General features: G+C 70.6%; 16 protein-coding genes. 7 read left to right on the top strand and 9 right to left on the bottom strand.

Annotated elements, in window-relative coordinates; genetic code table 11:
• Positions 1-66 precede the first annotated feature (66 nt).
• Entirely contained in the window at positions 67-1,944 is a 1,878-nt protein-coding gene (gene gatE, locus P0592_RS13665) for a Glu-tRNA(Gln) amidotransferase subunit GatE (protein ID WP_276271455.1), read from the top strand.
• Between the two features lie 14 nt (positions 1,945-1,958).
• On the opposite strand, the gene P0592_RS13660 is transcribed toward gatE, so the two are convergent.
• The 4 genes from P0592_RS13660 to P0592_RS13645 form a co-directional block, all read right to left on the bottom strand.
• Entirely contained in the window at positions 1,959-2,690 is a 732-nt protein-coding gene (locus tag P0592_RS13660; RefSeq protein WP_276271454.1) for an RNA methyltransferase, read from the bottom strand.
• A complete protein-coding gene (locus tag P0592_RS13655) occupies positions 2,687-3,211 on the bottom strand; it encodes a DUF8114 family protein (RefSeq protein ID WP_276271453.1) in 525 nt (174 codons plus the stop codon). The genes P0592_RS13660 and P0592_RS13655 overlap by 4 nt, the downstream gene beginning before the upstream one ends.
• Before the next feature lie 48 nt (positions 3,212-3,259).
• Entirely contained in the window at positions 3,260-3,832 is a 573-nt protein-coding gene (locus P0592_RS13650) for a DoxX family protein (RefSeq protein WP_276271452.1), read from the bottom strand.
• Between the two features lie 83 nt (positions 3,833-3,915).
• Positions 3,916-5,436: an alpha,alpha-trehalose-phosphate synthase (UDP-forming) gene (locus P0592_RS13645; RefSeq protein ID WP_276271451.1), complete on the bottom strand. Its 1,521-nt coding sequence runs from the start codon at positions 5,434-5,436 to the stop codon at positions 3,916-3,918.
• 159 nt (positions 5,437-5,595) lie between these two features.
• Here P0592_RS13645 and P0592_RS13640 point away from each other — a divergent pair, with 159 nt between their 5' ends.
• Entirely contained in the window at positions 5,596-6,291 is a 696-nt protein-coding gene (locus P0592_RS13640) for a 6-hydroxymethylpterin diphosphokinase MptE-like protein (RefSeq protein WP_276271450.1), read from the top strand.
• A gap of 22 nt (positions 6,292-6,313) precedes the next feature.
• Here the strand turns inward: P0592_RS13640 and P0592_RS13635 are convergent, their stop codons facing one another.
• Positions 6,314-7,078, bottom strand: coding sequence for an SDR family NAD(P)-dependent oxidoreductase (locus P0592_RS13635; protein WP_276271449.1), 765 nt, complete (start codon positions 7,076-7,078; stop codon positions 6,314-6,316).
• A 114-nt stretch (positions 7,079-7,192) separates the two neighbouring features.
• On the opposite strand from P0592_RS13635, the gene P0592_RS13630 reads away from it, so the two are divergent.
• Positions 7,193-7,876, top strand: coding sequence for a haloacid dehalogenase type II (locus P0592_RS13630; RefSeq protein WP_276271448.1), 684 nt, complete (start codon positions 7,193-7,195; stop codon positions 7,874-7,876).
• A 6-nt stretch (positions 7,877-7,882) separates the two neighbouring features.
• On the opposite strand, the gene P0592_RS13625 is transcribed toward P0592_RS13630, so the two are convergent.
• Genes P0592_RS13625 through P0592_RS13615 form a run of 3 tightly spaced genes read right to left on the bottom strand, consistent with a single transcriptional unit; the run spans position 7,883 to position 10,709 of the window.
• Entirely contained in the window at positions 7,883-8,983 is a 1,101-nt protein-coding gene (locus P0592_RS13625; RefSeq protein WP_276271447.1) for a glycosyltransferase family protein, read from the bottom strand.
• 2 nt (positions 8,984-8,985) lie between these two features.
• Positions 8,986-10,164, bottom strand: a complete 1,179-nt coding sequence (gene folP, locus P0592_RS13620) for a dihydropteroate synthase (protein ID WP_276271446.1) — start codon at positions 10,162-10,164, stop codon at positions 8,986-8,988.
• A 47-nt stretch (positions 10,165-10,211) separates the two neighbouring features.
• Positions 10,212-10,709: a dihydrofolate reductase gene (locus P0592_RS13615; protein ID WP_276271445.1), complete on the bottom strand. Its 498-nt coding sequence runs from the start codon at positions 10,707-10,709 to the stop codon at positions 10,212-10,214.
• Between the two features lie 84 nt (positions 10,710-10,793).
• Between P0592_RS13615 and P0592_RS13610 the strand changes: the two genes are divergently transcribed.
• From P0592_RS13610 to P0592_RS13595, 4 genes are all read left to right on the top strand, one after another.
• Positions 10,794-11,807, top strand: a complete 1,014-nt coding sequence (locus P0592_RS13610) for a phosphotransferase family protein (protein ID WP_276271444.1) — start codon at positions 10,794-10,796, stop codon at positions 11,805-11,807.
• Positions 11,808-11,956: 149 nt separating this feature from the next.
• On the top strand, positions 11,957-13,429 hold the full coding sequence (locus tag P0592_RS13605) for a COG1361 family protein (RefSeq protein WP_276271443.1): 1,473 nt from the start codon (positions 11,957-11,959) through the stop codon (positions 13,427-13,429).
• A complete protein-coding gene (locus tag P0592_RS13600; protein ID WP_276271442.1) occupies positions 13,426-14,106 on the top strand; it encodes an ABC transporter ATP-binding protein in 681 nt (226 codons plus the stop codon). Before P0592_RS13605 ends, P0592_RS13600 begins: the two co-directional genes overlap by 4 nt.
• Entirely contained in the window at positions 14,099-15,244 is a 1,146-nt protein-coding gene (locus tag P0592_RS13595) for an ABC transporter permease (protein ID WP_276271441.1), read from the top strand. The genes P0592_RS13600 and P0592_RS13595 overlap by 8 nt, the downstream gene beginning before the upstream one ends.
• Here P0592_RS13595 and P0592_RS13590 read toward each other — a convergent pair.
• Positions 15,241-15,750 carry an HTH domain-containing protein gene (locus P0592_RS13590; protein WP_276271440.1) on the bottom strand — a complete coding sequence of 170 codons (510 nt, stop codon included), beginning with the start codon at positions 15,748-15,750 and terminating at the stop codon, positions 15,241-15,243. The two genes, P0592_RS13595 and P0592_RS13590, sit on opposite strands and share 4 nt — an antisense overlap.
• Positions 15,751-15,946: the final 196 nt, after the last annotated feature.

Genomic DNA, 15,946 nt, shown 5'->3' with positions numbered 1-15,946 from the left:
CGAGGGGCAAAAGCCCGAGGGGCGGAAGGGTGCGTTTTTTTGCCCACGGTCACGGAGTCGCCGGTAATGACCGCCGCCGACTTCGACTACGACGACCTGGGACTCGTGGCCGGGCTGGAGATCCACCAGCAGCTGGACACCGAGACCAAGCTGTTCTGTGACTGTCCGACGGCGCTGCGCGAGCCCGAGGCGTCGACCCGGACGTTCACCCGCTACCTCCACCCGACCAAGAGCGAACTCGGCGAGATCGACGAGGCCGCCCTCGAGGAGAGCGTCGTCGACCGCGAGTTCGAGTACCTCGCCTACGACACCACCTGCCTCGTCGAGGAGGACGACGAGCCGCCCCACCGCGTCGACCGCGAGGCGATGGAGACGGCCCTGGAGATCGCCCAGCTCCTCGACACGAGCGTCGTCGACCAGGTGAACGTGATGCGGAAGATCGTCGTCGACGGCTCCAACACCACGGGGTTCCAGCGGTCGATGCTGGTCGCCGGCGACGGCGAGATCGAGACCAGCGAGGGGCCGGTCGGCGTCGAGGACATGCTGTTGGAGGAGGAGTCCTGCCAGCGGGTCGCAGAGACCGACGACGGCGTGCGGTTCTCGCTGGACCGGCTGGGCATCCCGCTGGTCGAGATCGGGACGCGCCCGGACATCCGCTCGCCCGAACAGGCCCGCGAGGCCGCCGAGCGCATCGGGATGTTGCTGCGCTCGACCGGGAAGGTCAAGCGCGGGCTGGGCACCATCCGGCAGGACGTCAACGTCTCGATCGCCGACGGCGCGCGTATCGAGCTGAAGGGGGTCCAGAGCCTCGACGACATCGACGACATCGTCCGCAACGAGGTCCGCCGGCAGGTCGAGCTGCTGGACATCGCCGACGAACTCGCCGAACGGGACGCCGACGTCGGCGAGCCACGGGACGTGACGGAGGTGTTCGCCGACACCGACTCCGGCGTCGTCCGGGGCGCGCTCGACGGCGGCGGCGAGGTCCGGGCCGTCCTGCTGTCGGGCTTCGACGGCCTCGTCGGCCGGGAGATCCAGCCCGACCGCCGGCTCGGGACCGAGCTGTCCGACCACGCCAAGCGCCACGGCGCGGGCGGCATCTTCCACACGGACGAGCTGCCGGCCTACGGCGTCACCGCCGAGGAGGTGGCGGCGCTGCGAGAGGCCGTCGGAGCCGGCGACGACGACGCCGTCGCCATCGTCGCCGACGACCCCGAGACCGCAGAGCGCGCCATCGAGGCGGTCGCCGAGCGCGCGGAGACGGCCCTCGACGGCGTCCCCGAGGAGACCCGCGACGCCAACGAGGACGGCACCTCCCGCTACCTCCGGCCGCTGCCCGGTGCCGCCCGGATGTACCCCGAGACGGACGTCCCCCCGGTCGAGCCGGACGTGACGGAGGTCGAGACGCCGGAGCTGCTGACCGAGAAGGTCGCCCGCTACGAGGGCGAGTACGGACTCGACGCGGGCCTGGCCGAGCAGGTGGCCTACGGCCAGCGGTGGCCGCTGTTCGAGACGCTGGTCGAGGACGACGGTGCCGACCCGACGCTGGTCGCGGGCACGCTGGAGTCGACGCTGACGGAACTGCGCCGCGAGGGCGTGCCGGTCGAGAACTTGACCGACACGCACCTCCGCGAGAGCGTCCTGCTCGTCGACGGCGGCGACGTGCCCCGGGAGGGGATCGAGGACCTGCTGACGGCGCTGGCCGAGGACCCCTCGCTGTCGGCCGAGGCGGCCGTCGAGCGGGAGGACCTCGGCGGCGTCGACGAGTCCGAGGTCCGCGAGGCCGTCGTCGAGGTGGTCGAGCGCAACGCCGACCAGGTCCGGGAGCAGGGGATGGGCGCGTTCTCGGCCCTGATGGGCGAGTGTATGGGCGCGCTCCGCGGGAAGGCGGACGGCGACACGGTCAGCGAGGTACTCCGCGAGGAGATCCAGCAGCGGGCCTGAACCGGTCCCGGCGGTCAGTTCTCGCCGTCCTCGATACGCTCGACGCGCTGGCGCGCCCGCCGGAACAGCCCCCGCATCGTCCGGGTCTCGCGGCCGGTCGGGTGGGCGCGTCCGAGCAGGCGACGGAACATCCGACGGGCCTTCGGCCGCTTCTCCTCGGGGTGGCCGATGGCGGTCAGGAAGCTCCCGAACTCCTCGTGGAGCCCCTCGACGGCGCGCTCGTCGGCGCGCTCGTGGAGGTCCGCAGGGTGCTGGTCGCGCTCGACGGTCAGGTCGCGCAGCTCGTACAGGACGATCGTCGCGGCCTGCCCGAGGTTCAGGACGGGGTAGTCCGCGTTCGCCGGGATGGAACAGACCTCGTCCAGCCGGGCGAGTTCGTCGTTGGTCAGGCCGACCCGCTCGCGGCCGAAGACGACACAGACGTCTGCCTCGACGCCGGCGAGCGAGTCGGCCAGTTCGGCGGGCGTCTTCGCCGGGTACCGGACGTGGCTGGAGGCGTCCTCGTTGGTGGTCGCCGTGCAGGCGACGGTGTAGTAGCTCTCGGCGAGGTGGTCGAAGCTCACCTCGCGGGCGTTCGGGAGGACGTCCTCGCGGGCCTGCCCGGCGAAGCCGTAGGCCTCCCCGTCGGGGTCGAGTTCCGGCGGGTCGACGAGCAGCAGCTCCGAGAGGCCGAAGTTCTTCATCGACCGGGCGATGGTGCCGACGTTGCCCGGGGTCTCGGCGTCGACGACGGCGACCGAGATCATACGTCGAGGTCGTCGAGGTTCAGGTCGACGGCGTCGAGGTCCTCCTCGTCGAGCTGGTCGACCTCCTCCTCCAGCCCGGGGATGGCGTCCGAGCGGTCCGGGGCCTCGGGCAGCGCCGTCGGGTCCTCCTCGACGTGGTCCAGACCGCCGTAGCCGTCGGGCGCGCGGTTGCCGTCGGCGAACCACTCGGCGAACGCCTCCTGGAGTTCGAGGTCGCCGGCGTAGTCGTCGCCGCCGGCCTCGCGGAACCAGTAGAGGAAGTCCGGTTCGTGCTCCGGACAGAGGACGACCTCGCCGCGTGGCTCGCCGTAGATGACCTCGGCGACGTTGCACTGCTCGATGTCGTCCTCGCCGTGGATCAGCCAGCAGGCGTCACAGGGATCGACGACCCGGTTCGCCAGCACGAGGAGGCGCTGTCGGGTGTCCGGTTCCATATTGGCCAGCGGCCGGATCCGCCCGTCCTCGTCCAGTACGTCCTCGTCGAACCGCCAGCCCCGCAGCCCGATGTTGACCTTGCCCATACGCCGGCGTAGTCGACTGCCGGACTAAAAGAGCGCGGTGTGGGCCGCCTAGCCCAGCAACAGGCGGAGCCAGCGGTTGTTCTCGACGACCGAGCGGTCCTCGATGTAGCTGTCGAGTCCGAGGATGCGACCCGCACCGAACGCGCCGAGGCCGAACAGCAGTACGGCGTAGACGATGTGATCGTCCACGACCCAGCCGTGGGCGACCGGAAGCCCCGCCATCAGGCCGCCGGTCAGCGAGGCCATCCAGTAGAGGAGCATCATCAGAGCGCCGCCGAGTGCGGCCAGCCGGACGAACGCACCGATCAGCATCGCGAGCCCGGCGAGGGTCAGGCCGAGGATGTTCAGCCAGTCGACGACCGGGTTCCCGGCCATCGCCGCGAACAGCCCGGTGAACGGGTTGCCCTCGGGGATGCCGTTCAGCAGGAACCCGGCCGCGGTCCAGTCGTTCTCCGGGTTGGCGTCGAAGTAGGTGATGAGCTTCGTGACCCCGCCCTGGAACAGCGTCCAGCCCATCACGACCCGCAGCAGGAACAGCGAGTAGCCGACCCAGGTCTCCGAGTAGTCGAACCTGACGTTCTGTCCGAGGATCTCCGTCTGGAGCGTCTGTGTGGTACTCATAGGGCTGAGTGAGGTGCTATCGGCAATTAATACCGGATGTTAGTTCGCCGTCCGACAGGTACGTAGGGGGAGGGTAAAGCCCGCTAAGCACGTTCTTCCGCGTCGAACTGTCGCTCGACCCAGCCGTCGCCGGCGAGGTCGTCGACGGTGGCGCACAGCCTGTCGAGGCGCGCGCGGCGTTCGTCGTCGTCCAGCCCCAACGCCCGGTCGATCGCCCCGGCGATCGCCTCGACGTCGTGGGGATTGACCGTGAGCGCACCGTCGAGAGTGGTCGCCGCGCCGGCCAGTTCGCTCAGGACGAGCACCCCCTCACCGTCGACGCAGGCGACGGGGTACTCGTGTGCGACGAGGTTCATCCCGTCGCGGTGGGGCGTCACGAGCGCGACGTCGGCCGCCCGGTAGAGGCCGGCTAGCGTGTCGCGATCGAGTCGTCGCTCTGTCAGCACCACCGGCCGCCAGTCGTCGGTTCCGAACCGCTCGGCGAGCCGGTCGACGGCGTCGTGGACGGCCGCCCGGTAGTCGCTGTAGGCGGGGATCGACTCCCGGGTGCGACTGGCCTTCTGGACGTATGTGAACGTCCCCCGCCGCTCCGGGTGGGTCTCCCAGAGGTGTTCCAGCGCCGCGAAGCGTTCGAGGATGCCCTTCGTGTAGTCGAGCCGCTCCACGCCGAGGACGAGCGGTATCGAGGGGTCGGGGAGCGCGTCGCCGAGCACGTCCCGTCGGACCGCGTCGGTGTCGGCCGCCCCGGCACGGCGTCGGACCCCATCGGCTTCGATGCCGAGCGGGTTCGCGACCGCGCGGGTCTCGTGGCCGTCCCGCCGGACGACGCCCGAGTCGACGTCGACGGTGGCGTCGGGGAACGTCGCGTCGGCGGTGCGACAGAACTCCGCCGCGTACTCGGCGGTGTGGAAGCCGACGGCGTCACAGGCCAACAGGCCGTCGAGGACGTCCCCACCGTGCGGGCAGTGCGCGAACACGCCCGGGGCCGGCCAGGGGATGTGCCAGAAGTGGTGCAGGGTCGCGTCGGGTCGGGCCTCCCGGACCCGCCGCGGTGCCAGCGCGAGGTGGTAGTCCTGGAACCACACGCGCTGGTCGGCCTCGGTCACGTCGACGACGGCCTCTGCGAACCGCTCGTTGACCGCGCGGTACTGCGTCCAGAACGACGGTGCCGCCCAGATCCGGCCGGTGTCCTCGTGACAGAGCGGCCAGAGCACCTGGTTCGCGTAGCCGTCGTAGTACCCCTCGACGGCGGACTCGGACAGCGGGACCCGACGGAGCGTGTAGCGTTCCTCGTCGGGCGGGACCCCGACCTCGCCGTCGTCCGCCACGGCCATATCGGCCCCGCCGCTGGCCCAGGCGACCCAGGTCCCGCCCCGCGACCGCAGGATCGGATCGAGCGCGCTCGTGAGGCCGCCGGTCGCGGCGGTGACCCTGGTGTCCGACTCGTCGGGGTCCGCGACTGCGTCGCCGACCCACTCGTGGCTGTACGGCTCCCGGTTGGAGACGACGACCAGCGACCCTCCGGTCGATCCGTCCGCCGAGCGTGTCACGGGAACGGATAGCACGCGTGGGGCTATCAGACTGTCGTCGCGGGTGGTAACCATCTGAGGAGGGCCCGTCAGCGAGGTGGCAGTAAGAGAAAGCTTATACCGAAGGGGTCAGAAAGCTCGGGTGAAAGCCGAAAGGGCACCCGGGTAGGGGTACACGGACGTGCCATTTCGGCTCAATCCGGTTTATCTGAGAGCAACCTCACAGTGACAACCATGGACTTCGAGACCTGGGAGCCCGTCTACCAGCGGCTCCTCGACGCCTTCGGCTACCCCCGTAGCGGGGACGAGCGGGCCCGTGACCGGCTCGATCAGCTGCTCGCCGGCGTCGGGACGTACGATCCGGCGGCGCTCGACCTGTCGGGAGCGACGGTCGCCGTCGCCGGGGCCGGCCCGTCGCTGGAAGACGAGGCCGGTCGTGCGGCCGCTGCGGACGCCGTGCTGGCGGCCTCGACGGCCGCCGACCGGCTCGCCGAGGTCGGCGTCGCGGTCGACGCGATGGTGACGGACCTCGACAAGACCCCGGCGACGAGCAGGCGGCTCACCGAGTCGGGGACGCCGGTGTTCGTCCACGCCCACGGCGACAACGTCCCGGCCGTCGAGGAGCACGTCCCGACCTTCGCCGCCGGGTTCGTCGTCCCGACCACGCAGGCCGCGCCGACCGCGACGGTCCGGAACTTCGGCGGCTTCACGGACGGCGACCGAGCGGCCTTCGTCGCCGACCACTTCGGGGCCGACCGCATCGAGTTCGTCGGCTGGGACTTCGACGACCAGTCCGTGGACGCGGAGAAGCGACGGAAACTCGTCTGGGCCGAGCGGCTCCTCCACTGGCTGGAACGCCGCCGTGGCGAGCGGTTCGCGGTGCTGGACGGGCGGCGCGACGACATCGACCCGATCGGCGGCGCGTCCTGACCGCCGTCGATCGGATCGTCGCTCAGAGGTCCGGCGTCTCCTCGATGGGCGGGACGCCGCGGGGCGTCAGCGTCTGCCCGGTGACGAACGAGGCCGCGTCGCTGGCGAGGAACCGGACCACGTCGGCGATCTCCGCGCTGACCCCGACGTTGCGGTCGACCCGGTCGCGGTCGACCTGCTCGGCGCTGATGCCCATCTGCGATTCGAGCCCCGGGGTGGCGACGTAGCCCGGTGCCACGCAGTTGACGCGCACGTCGTCGCCCGCCCACTCGTAGCTCAGCGTCCGCGTGAGGTTGACGATGGCGGCCTTCGAGGCGGCGTAGTGGCTCATGTAGGGTGCGCCGTCGAGGCCGGCGACGCTGGCGACGTTGACGACGCTGCCGCCACCGGCGAGGTGGTCGGCGGCCGCCTGCGAACAGTTGACCGTGCCCGTGAGGTTGACGTCGACGACCGACTGCCAGCCGTTCTCGGAGATGTCCTCGAAGGAGGCCATAAAGGACGCGCCGGCGTTGTTCACGAGGACCGAGAGGTCGCCGAACTCCGCGACTGCGGCCTCGACCAGCGCCCCGACCGCGTCGCGGTCGCGCACGTCGCACTCCACGCCGATCGCGTCGCCCGGGTGGGCCGCCGTGATCTCGGCGGCGGCCTCGGTGATCTCGTCCTCGTCGCGCGAGCAGACGGCCACGTCCGCACCGTCTGCGGCGAACTGGTCGGCGACCGCCCGGCCGATCCCCCGGGACGCGCCGGTCACCACCGCCGGCCCGTCGACACTGAACCTGTCAGACATAGGCCGGAGTGGGGCTGGGTGTGGCATAAACCCACAGGCGTACCGGAGGCCCGGGGTGGGAACGGCGTTGAACCCGCCGGCGGTTCTTTCAGGCCGGGCGGCGTACCGCCGGGTATGCCGTTCGACCCCGAACGCGTCACGACGGTCACGTTCGACTCGTACAGCACCATCGTCGACGTGGAGGCGGCCGAGCGGGCGCTCCGCGAGCGCGTGCCCGACCCCGAGCCGGTGTCGCGGCTCTGGCGCTCGCGGTCGCTCGCGTACACGTTCGTCGCCAACGCCGTCGACGCGTACAAGCCGTTCTACGAGATGAACCGCGACGCGCTGACCTACGCGCTGGCGGTCCACGACGTCGACCTCACGCCCGAGGAACGGGACGAGATCCTCGCGGTCTACCACGAACTCGACGTGTTCGAGGACGTGCGCGACGGGATGGACCGACTCCACGACGCCGGCTACGACTGCTACGTCGTCTCGAACGGCAACCCGGAGATGTTGGACTCGATGGTCGACCACGCCGGCATCGGCGGCCTCGTCGCAGACACGATCAGCGCCGACGAGATCCAGACGTTCAAGCCCGACGCCGAACTGTACCGCCACGCCGCCGCGCGCACGGGAACGCCAATCGACGAGATCGCCCACGTCACGGCGGGCTACTTCGACGTCTACGGCGCGATGCACGCGGGGATGCAGGGCGTGTGGGTGAACCGCGACGGCGGCCCGTGGGACGAGTTCGCCGGCCAACCGGACCTGACGATCGGGTCCTTCCACGACCTCGTCGAGGAGCTGGCGGACTGAGCGCGGTCAGTTGTCGGCCGTCGGGGCGTCGGAGGCGTCCGTCGCCTCGACGACCGCCAGGGGGTCGAGGTCCGTCTCGGCCCACGCCGGCAGGCGCGTGTCGGGCCCCGGTGGTCTGACCCCCGAGGCGTAGGCGTCGACCTGTTCGCGCTCCCGTTCCGGGTCGTAGTCGAGTCCGTTGAACGCCGCGTCGGCGGCGTACTGCTCGACGAGGCGCTCGCCCGCGGCGCGGCAGGCGTCGGGCAGGGTCCCGTAGTCCGGTTCGACGCCGCCGGACTCGACGACGCGGAACAGCGCCGAACCCACCTGCTCGGCCATCGAGGAGAGGCCGCCCCGACCCGAGACGGGCTTGTGGTCGTGGCGGTGGACGCCGAGGTCGACCTGCGCCGACCCCGTCTCGCCGGCCAGGTCGAACGCCTCGCCGAGCAGCCCGATCTCCAGGCCCCACGCCCGCTGTGCGCGGACCCGGCGGGCGAGGTCGGCGGTCATCGCGAACTCCCCCGCCAGGGGGTAGCGGAACGCCGAGAGGTAGTCGAGGACGGCGGCGTCGTGCCGGTCCGAGAGCGCCCGCAGGACCGGCGCGACGAACAGGCGGACGAGCCGGCCGTACAGCCGTCGATCCTCGACGCGGGCGTAGTAGCCCTTGACGAACTCGTGGCCCATCGCGAGCGGCGCGAGCAAGCGGGGGACGTGGGCGGCGGAGTAGGTCAGCGCGTCGGCGTCGTGGACCGCGACGTGGTCGGCCCGGTCGGCGGCGACGCCGAGGCCCAGCCACACGTCGCGGCCCTTGCCGGTGTCGCCGCCGAGGCCGCGGCTTGCGAGCAGATCGGACAGGGCGGGGGCGTCACACCACAGCGTCGTCACCGACAGGTCGTAGTCGGCGACCCACTCGCGGAACGCCCCGGCGACGCCCGCAGGGGTCCGTAGCGGGACGACGACCTCGGCCGGACCGACCCGCTCCAGCGGGTCGAAGATGTACGCCGGCGTCACGGCCTCGATCGACTCGCCGGCGATGGGGACGACGACGGCGCTGTCGCCGACCGGCGCGTCGGGCGTCGGGTCGGTGAGGTCGTGGAACGTCGTGACCCGCTCCTGGAGGTAGTCCATCGTCAGGACCCGATCGTGTCGACGACCGCGGCCAGCTCGGGGTCGTCGGCGAGGCGGTCGGCGAGCGAGTCCAGGGCGTCCAGTCGGCCGCCGACCAGCAGGCCGGCGTCGCCGGTCCGGACGGCGACACCGGTCTCCGCGGCGGTCCCGGCCAGCCGCTCGGCCGCCGCCGGCGACAGCCCCGTCACCTCGAAGACCCGGCCGACGAACGGGTCGCCGTCGGTGTCGTCGGCACCGATGCGGGCGAGGTGGCGGGCGGCGTCGCCGGCGGCGCGCACGTCGAGCTCGGCCACGCTCACGTCCCCGTCGACGGTCACGCCCCGCTCGGTGAACGCGTCGCCGATGCGGGCCGCGTCCAGCGTCTCGGCCACGTCGTGGGTCCGGACGACGTGTGCGCCGCGCTCGACGGCCATCGACGTGGCCGCGAGGCTCACCGGCAGGGCCTCCTCGGTCGACCGGTCGGCGATGGCCCGGAGGAAGTTCTTGCGGTTGATCGAGACGAGGACGGGGTAGCCGAGCCCCCGGAACTCCCGCAGGCGGCGGAACGTCTCTCGGTCGTGGTCGAGCGTCTTGCGCTCGCTCCAGCCGCCGAAGGCCGGGTCGACGATGGTCTTGTCGGTGAAGCCGTTCTGTCCGAGCGCCTCGTACACCTTGTCGACGTAGTCGGCCGCGGCGGCCCACTCGGGCGAGCGGGCGGTCGCCCAGTCCACGTCGTCGACGGCACCCGGCCGTTCCAGATCCGGCGGGCTGGCCATCTTGCCGACGGCCACGTCGTACTCCGCACAGACCTCCGGCATCTCGGGGTCGGCGAACCCGCAGATGTCGTTGACCATGTCGAAGCCGGCGTCGAGGGCGGCCTCGGCCACCTCGGCGTAGCGCGTCTCGATGGAGAAGACGGCGTCGCCGCCGACGGAGTGCATCGTCTCGACGGCCGTGTCGAGCCGTTCGAGCTCCTGCTCGGCCGAGAGGACGTCCAGGCGCTTGTTCGCCGACTCCAGCCCCACGTCGACGATGTCGGCACCCTCGCCGACGAGTTCCTCGTCGACGTAGGTGGCCGCCTCGCCGGGGTCGTCGTAGACCGAGGGGTCGTAGGGCGACTCCTTGCTGACGTTCAGCACCCCCATAATACGCGGCGGGTGGTCGTCACCGATGCGGAGGCCGGCCGCGTCGACGGTACGCATACCGGCCCAAAGGACTACGTCGGATAAGGGTTGTCGATCCCGGCGGCTCAGTCCTCGGCGGCCGCCACCGGCCGGGGGTTCTCGTGGCGGTACTCGACGACGTCGAACTCGTCGTACGCCTCGCGTCCGACGACCGTCCAGTCGGTCCCGAGGTACGGGAACACCTTCGATCCGATCTCGTACTCGGGGAGTTCGGAGACGAAGGCCCGGTCGGCGTAGGGGAGCATCGTCGCGTAGACGGACTGGCCGCCGATGACGTAGCCGGCGTCGTCGCGCTCGGCGACCGCCGCGACGGCCTCGGGGACGCTGCCGACGAACGTCGCGTCCTCGGCGTCGTACTCGTCGGGACTGCTCGTGAACACCACGGGGTGGGTGCCCTCGACGTCGGTCATCCCGGCCCACGTCTTGCGGCCGACGACGACCGGGTGGCCGGCGACGCGCTCCTTGTACTGTCGCTCGTCGGCCTCGTAGTGCCAGGGGATCGTCTCGCCGTCGCCGATGGCTCCGGTCCGGGCCACGCCGGCGACCAGGGAGAGTTCGGGCATACGCACGCTGGGAACCGGTGACGGAAATCGCTGCCGTCGACGCGACTGACAGATTTATCAGACCGTCCCGCGTAGCCGCCGGCAGTGTCGACGCCGGAGCAGGACATCAGGGCGGTCCTCGACGAGTCCGGGCCGGACTACGAGGGGTTCTCCTACGAGGTCCCCGGAGGCGGCCACCAGAGCGACGTCTACCTGGTGACTCTCCAGCACCGGGGCGAGTCCTACGAGGTGGTGGTGAAGTTCAAGCCCGAGGAGGACGTGCCCTTCGACGTCGAGCCGAAGCTCCACGAGTACGTCGCCGAGCGGTCGGAGGTGCCCGTGCCGCGGATCCTCGTGTTCAAGCGGGACCCGGCGGTGGACGTGCGGCCCTACTTCGTCACCGAGCGGGTCCGCGGCGACAACCTCGCGGCGGGGTTCGGGACGCTGGACCTGGAGACCCGGGGGCGCATCCTCCGCCAGGCGGGCGGCGTCCTCGGCGATATGCACTCGGAGATCGGGTTCGAGGCGTTCGGACGGCTGGCCCTCCACGACGGCCGGCTCATCGTCCAGGACTGGATGGGGAGCTGGCGGGAGTACTTCGAGCGGCTCACGCGGCTACACGTCTCCCGGCTCGACGGCACCCCCTTCGCGGACGTCGCCGACCGGGCACAGGAGCGGATCGAACCGGCGCTGGACATCGTCCCCGAGGACGGCGTCCCGCGGCTCGTCCACGACGACTTCCGGCCGGCGAACCTCCTGTTCGACCCCGAGGCCGAGGCCCCCATCACGGCCGTCCTCGACTGGCAGGACGTGCTGGCGGCGCTCCCGGAGTACAACCTCGCACAGACGGAGTTCCTCTTCGTCGACTCCTCGTTCCAGGACCCCGAGGTCCGCGAGCAGCTACGGTCGGCGTTCCGCGACGGCTACCGCCAGCACCGCGCGATGGACTTCGGGGACGGGTACGAGAAGCGTCGGCCGCTCTACCAGCTCTCGACGCTGCTCTGGCGGATGGCCGGTTTCGACGCCGCCTTCGCCGACGAGTCGGGACTCGTCCGCGCCCGCGCGGAGGCCCAGTACCGACAGCAGTTCGAGCGGCTGCTGGGGGAGCTCCCGGACTGAGGGTCGCGGAGCCCCCGATGTCGAGGGGCGGATGCAGTAGCTTTAATCTCCGCCTGGACGGAGGTGTCCCCGATGCGATTGGTCCCCAGTCGACAGCGACAGTCGTTCGCCGGCGGTCAAACGAACGTTCGGACGGGCGGAGGGTACCGATGCGGCGGCTGATCGTCGCGCTGGTGGTCCTGGCGACGGTGGTCCCCGCGACCGTCGCCGGCGCTGGCGTCAACGCGACGATCACCGACGTCGACGTCTCGCCCGGGGCACCCGCGCCCGGCGAGACCATCACGTTCACCCCGACGGTCCGGAACCTCCAGAGCAGCGACGACCCGCTCCGGATCCGCGCCATCGCTCTGCGACGCGCGTCGGGCGGGCTCACCGAGTACACCCGCGTCGAGAGCGTCGGCACCATCTCGCCCGGGGCCGACATCTCGGTCCCGCTGACCCACGCCTTCGACAACACCGTCACCCGGGACCTCCGCGTGTTCGTCTACGCGTACAACCCGAACACCGGTGATTCGGTCCAGCTGCGCTACCCGGTCACGGTGTCGGTCCGGGAGCGGCACCCGCAGCTGGCGATCGAGACGAACGACTCCATCGCCGGGGTCGACTCCAGCGGACACGTGACGGTCGCGAACGGGCTCAACACCAGCATCTCCAACGTCGAAGTGTCGGTCGACGGCGACGGCGTCGAGATGCTCGACGGCCGGACGGTCTTCGCGTCGCTCGCGGCGGGCGAGACCGCGACCGCTCCCTTCCGGTTCCGCCCCGAGTCCAGCGGGCCGCACGAGCTGACGGCGACGCTGTCGTACACCATCGCCAGCGGAACCGACCGGACGGTCAGACGCACCGAGACCATCCGGACCGAGGAGCTCCGCGAAGGCGTCGTCCTCGACGCCTCCGGGGTCGGCAGCGGGCAGAACCGCGCGCTGGCCGTCGACGTCATCAACCAGGGGAACGCCCCGATACAGGACGTGGTCGTCACCGCCACCTCCGAGAACGCGACGTTCCGGCGGGCCATCGTCCGGGAGGTCGGCCCGGGTAACGCCACTGAGGTCCGGCTCAACACCACGCTGACCGAGCCACGCGCCGACGTGGCCGTCGAGGCCACCTACGAGATCGGGACGGCCGAGCGGTCCGCGTCGGCGACCGCCGAGCTCCGGTCGGTGCCCGGGACGATCGACCTCACCGGCCTCACCGTGACCCGCGAGGGCGGGCGGCTCCAGATCACCGGGAGCGCGAGCAACGTCGGGATGACGACCGCCAACAGCGTCGTCGTCGGCGTCGTCCCCACCGACGGCGTCACGCCGGTCGCCCCCAACAAGGACTACTTCGTCGGGACGGTGCCGGCGAGCGACTTCGTCTCGTTCGACGTCTACGCCCGCACCGACGGCGACGTCTCGGCGGTGCCCGTCGAGGTGTCGTACCTCGTCGACGGCGACCGCAAGCGCCAGACGTTCAGGGTCGACGTCGCGAGCGACGCCCCCGACAGGGAGACGCCGTCCAGCAGTGGCGACGGTCTCGGCCTCCTCCCGGTCGTCGCCGTCGCCGGCGTCGCTCTCCTCGTCGTGGTCGGCATCCTCGTGCGCTGGTACCGCCGGGACGACGGCGACGACGCGGACCTATGACGGTCCTCGACGCAACCGGCCTCGTCAAGCGGTACCGCAGCGGCGGGGAGACGCTGGAGGCGCTGGGCGGCATCGACTTCTCGCTGTCGGCCGGCGAGTTCGTCTCGATCATGGGGCCCAGCGGGAGCGGCAAGACCACGCTGCTGAACATCCTCGGTCTGCTGGACACCCCGACGGAGGGGCGGGTAGTGCTGAACGGCCGGGACGTGACCGACCTCGGCGACCGCAAGCGGACGACGATGCGCAAGCGCACCATCGGCTTCGTCTTCCAGCACTTCTACCTCCTGCCGACGCTGAACGCCGTCGAGAACGTCGAGGTCCCGAGCCTGTTCGACCGCGACCCCGGCCGCCGCGACCGGGCGGTCGATCTGCTCTCGCGGATGGGGCTGGGCGACCGGCTCGACCACCGGCCGGACCAGCTCTCGGGCGGGCAGAAACAGCGGGTCGCCATCGCCCGCTCGCTCATCAACGGCCCCAGCATCGTGCTGGCCGACGAGCCGACGGGCAACCTCGACCGGGACACCGGCCGGCAGATCCTCGACGAGTTCCGCCGCATCGCCGACGAGGACGAGGTCGCCATCGTCGCGGTCACCCACGACGAGCTGGTCAACGAGTACGTCGACCGGACGGTCAACCTCGTCGACGGCACCGTCGGCCGGGAGGAGATCGATGCTTGAGCCGATCTACCGCCGCTTCCCGGCGGTGCTGATGGCACGACGGAACCTCACCCGGACGAAGATGCGGTCGCTGCTGGCGTCGCTGGGCATCGTCATCGGCGTCATCGCCATCGCCTCGCTGGGGATGTTCGGCGTCGCCCTCCAGTACTCGTTCACGCAGAACCTCGGCGGGATCGGGAACACGCTGTCGGTGTCGCCCAACGCCGACGCCGGCGTCGAACAGCTCACGGAGCGTGACGTCCGCGAGATCCGTCGCGTCGCGGGTCCCGACGCGACCGTCTCGCCGGTCAAGCAGGGCATCGAACCCGTCGCCTACGAGCGGGGGACGAACACGACCGAGTTCGTGTACGGGTTCGCCGACCCGGCGGAGGTGTACAACGCCTCGGAGGGGCGCATCCCCCAGCCGTTCCGCTCGGGCGCGCTCGTCGGCCAGTCCCTGGCCGAGGAACACGACCTCCACCCCGGCAGCACCATCGCGGTCAACGGGAGCACCGTCCGGGTGCGCGCCGTCCTCGCGTCCGGGGACGCCTTCTCGCCGCTGAACCCCGACAACCGCCTCGTGCTACCCGCGAGTACCTTCAGGGAACGGGGGTACGCACAGGTCATCGTCACCGCGGAGTCGGGAGCGGCGGCCAACGCGACCGCCCGTGAGATCAGGACCGCGCTCAACGACCGGGAGGAGCGCGTCACGATCACGGAGTACGGGCAGCTGGTCAACACCATCCAGCAGCAGTTCCAGATCATCAACACCGTCCTCGTCGGCATCGCGTCCATCTCCCTGCTGGTCGCCGGCATCTCCATCCTGAACGTGATGCTGATGTCGACCGTCGAGCGCCGCGAGGAGATCGGCGTCCTCCGGGCGGTCGGCTACCAGAAGCGGGACGTGCTGAAGGTGATGCTGACGGAAGCGACGCTGCTTGGCGTCGCCGGCGGCCTCGCGGGCGTCCTCCTGAGCCTGGCCGCTGGACTCGCCATCAACCACTACACGGTCGGCGACGCGACCGCGGTCTTCCGGGTGGCGAACGCGTGGTACCTCGTCTCGGCGTTCGGGTTCGGCGTCGTGACGAGCATCCTGAGCGGCCTCTACCCGGCGTGGAAGGCCGCCAGCGAAGAACCGGTCGAGGCGTTGCGCGGCTAGGGGGCCTCGACGCCAGGTTCGAGCCACGGTTCCGTCCGGCCGACGGTGACCGTGTCGAACTGCGCGAGCCAGTCCTCGTCGCCCCGCTCGAAGGCGTCGAGCGCGTCGCCGACCGTGAACACGTGTTCCCCGTCGGTACACGGGAAGACGGCCTGCAGCTGCGTCTCGTCGTAGACGGCCAGCGAGACGACCGGGAACACCACAACGTCGTCGACGCGGTCCAGCCCGACGTAGCTCCGGGTCCGTCGCTCGAAGGCCGGTTCCAGCGAGTGACCGTTGCGCTCGGCCCAGTCGCGGAACTCCTCGTAGGTCGCGAGCGCGCCCGAGCGCTTGTCCTCGGCCATCGTCCGGATGCGCTGCCACTCGCCGGCCACCATCGACTCGCTGAACACGCCGTTTGCCTCCAGACGCTTGACCCTGTTGAGCACCTGTTGCTGGGCGTCGAAGGTGCCGTAGGTGTCGCCGCGCAGATACAGTTCGGCTCGGAGCTGTGTGTTCCCCGTCATCGTTCCTGTCCGAGTCAATTACCGAGACCGACTAAACTCTTTTCTACGGCTGTTGTCACTTTTGTCCTCAATTACCCACGAGAGAAACACACCACAAAGGAACTTAGTATTCTATATTCGGCACTTTCGAGGGAAATATATTCATTATCTAATATAAGTTGGTTTACGTCATATTTTCTGCGCTGGTCGAGTAGCG

Source organism: Haloarcula litorea (genome assembly GCF_029338195.1).
Lineage (GTDB): Archaea > Halobacteriota > Halobacteria > Halobacteriales > Haloarculaceae > Haloarcula > Haloarcula litorea.
This window is presented reverse-complemented; position numbering and strand designations above follow the sequence as displayed.

What these genes read in the sequence shown, in the direction of transcription:
- gatE (WP_276271455.1), top strand. Translation starts at nt 67, where the DNA reads ATGACCGCCGCCGACTTCGACTACGACGACCTGGGACTCGTGGCCGGG.
- P0592_RS13660 (WP_276271454.1), bottom strand. Translation starts at nt 2,690, where the DNA reads ATGATCTCGGTCGCCGTCGTCGACGCCGAGACCCCGGGCAACGTCGGC.
- P0592_RS13655 (WP_276271453.1), bottom strand. Translation starts at nt 3,211, where the DNA reads ATGGGCAAGGTCAACATCGGGCTGCGGGGCTGGCGGTTCGACGAGGAC.
- P0592_RS13650 (WP_276271452.1), bottom strand. Translation starts at nt 3,832, where the DNA reads ATGAGTACCACACAGACGCTCCAGACGGAGATCCTCGGACAGAACGTC.
- P0592_RS13645 (WP_276271451.1), bottom strand. Translation starts at nt 5,436, where the DNA reads ATGGTTACCACCCGCGACGACAGTCTGATAGCCCCACGCGTGCTATCC.
- P0592_RS13640 (WP_276271450.1), top strand. Translation starts at nt 5,596, where the DNA reads ATGGACTTCGAGACCTGGGAGCCCGTCTACCAGCGGCTCCTCGACGCC.
- P0592_RS13635 (WP_276271449.1), bottom strand. Translation starts at nt 7,078, where the DNA reads ATGTCTGACAGGTTCAGTGTCGACGGGCCGGCGGTGGTGACCGGCGCG.
- P0592_RS13630 (WP_276271448.1), top strand. Translation starts at nt 7,193, where the DNA reads ATGCCGTTCGACCCCGAACGCGTCACGACGGTCACGTTCGACTCGTAC.
- P0592_RS13625 (WP_276271447.1), bottom strand. Translation starts at nt 8,983, where the DNA reads ATGGACTACCTCCAGGAGCGGGTCACGACGTTCCACGACCTCACCGAC.
- folP (WP_276271446.1), bottom strand. Translation starts at nt 10,164, where the DNA reads ATGCGTACCGTCGACGCGGCCGGCCTCCGCATCGGTGACGACCACCCG.
- P0592_RS13615 (WP_276271445.1), bottom strand. Translation starts at nt 10,709, where the DNA reads ATGCCCGAACTCTCCCTGGTCGCCGGCGTGGCCCGGACCGGAGCCATC.
- P0592_RS13605 (WP_276271443.1), top strand. Translation starts at nt 11,957, where the DNA reads ATGCGGCGGCTGATCGTCGCGCTGGTGGTCCTGGCGACGGTGGTCCCC.
- P0592_RS13600 (WP_276271442.1), top strand. Translation starts at nt 13,426, where the DNA reads ATGACGGTCCTCGACGCAACCGGCCTCGTCAAGCGGTACCGCAGCGGC.
- P0592_RS13595 (WP_276271441.1), top strand. Translation starts at nt 14,099, where the DNA reads ATGCTTGAGCCGATCTACCGCCGCTTCCCGGCGGTGCTGATGGCACGA.
- P0592_RS13590 (WP_276271440.1), bottom strand. Translation starts at nt 15,750, where the DNA reads ATGACGGGGAACACACAGCTCCGAGCCGAACTGTATCTGCGCGGCGAC.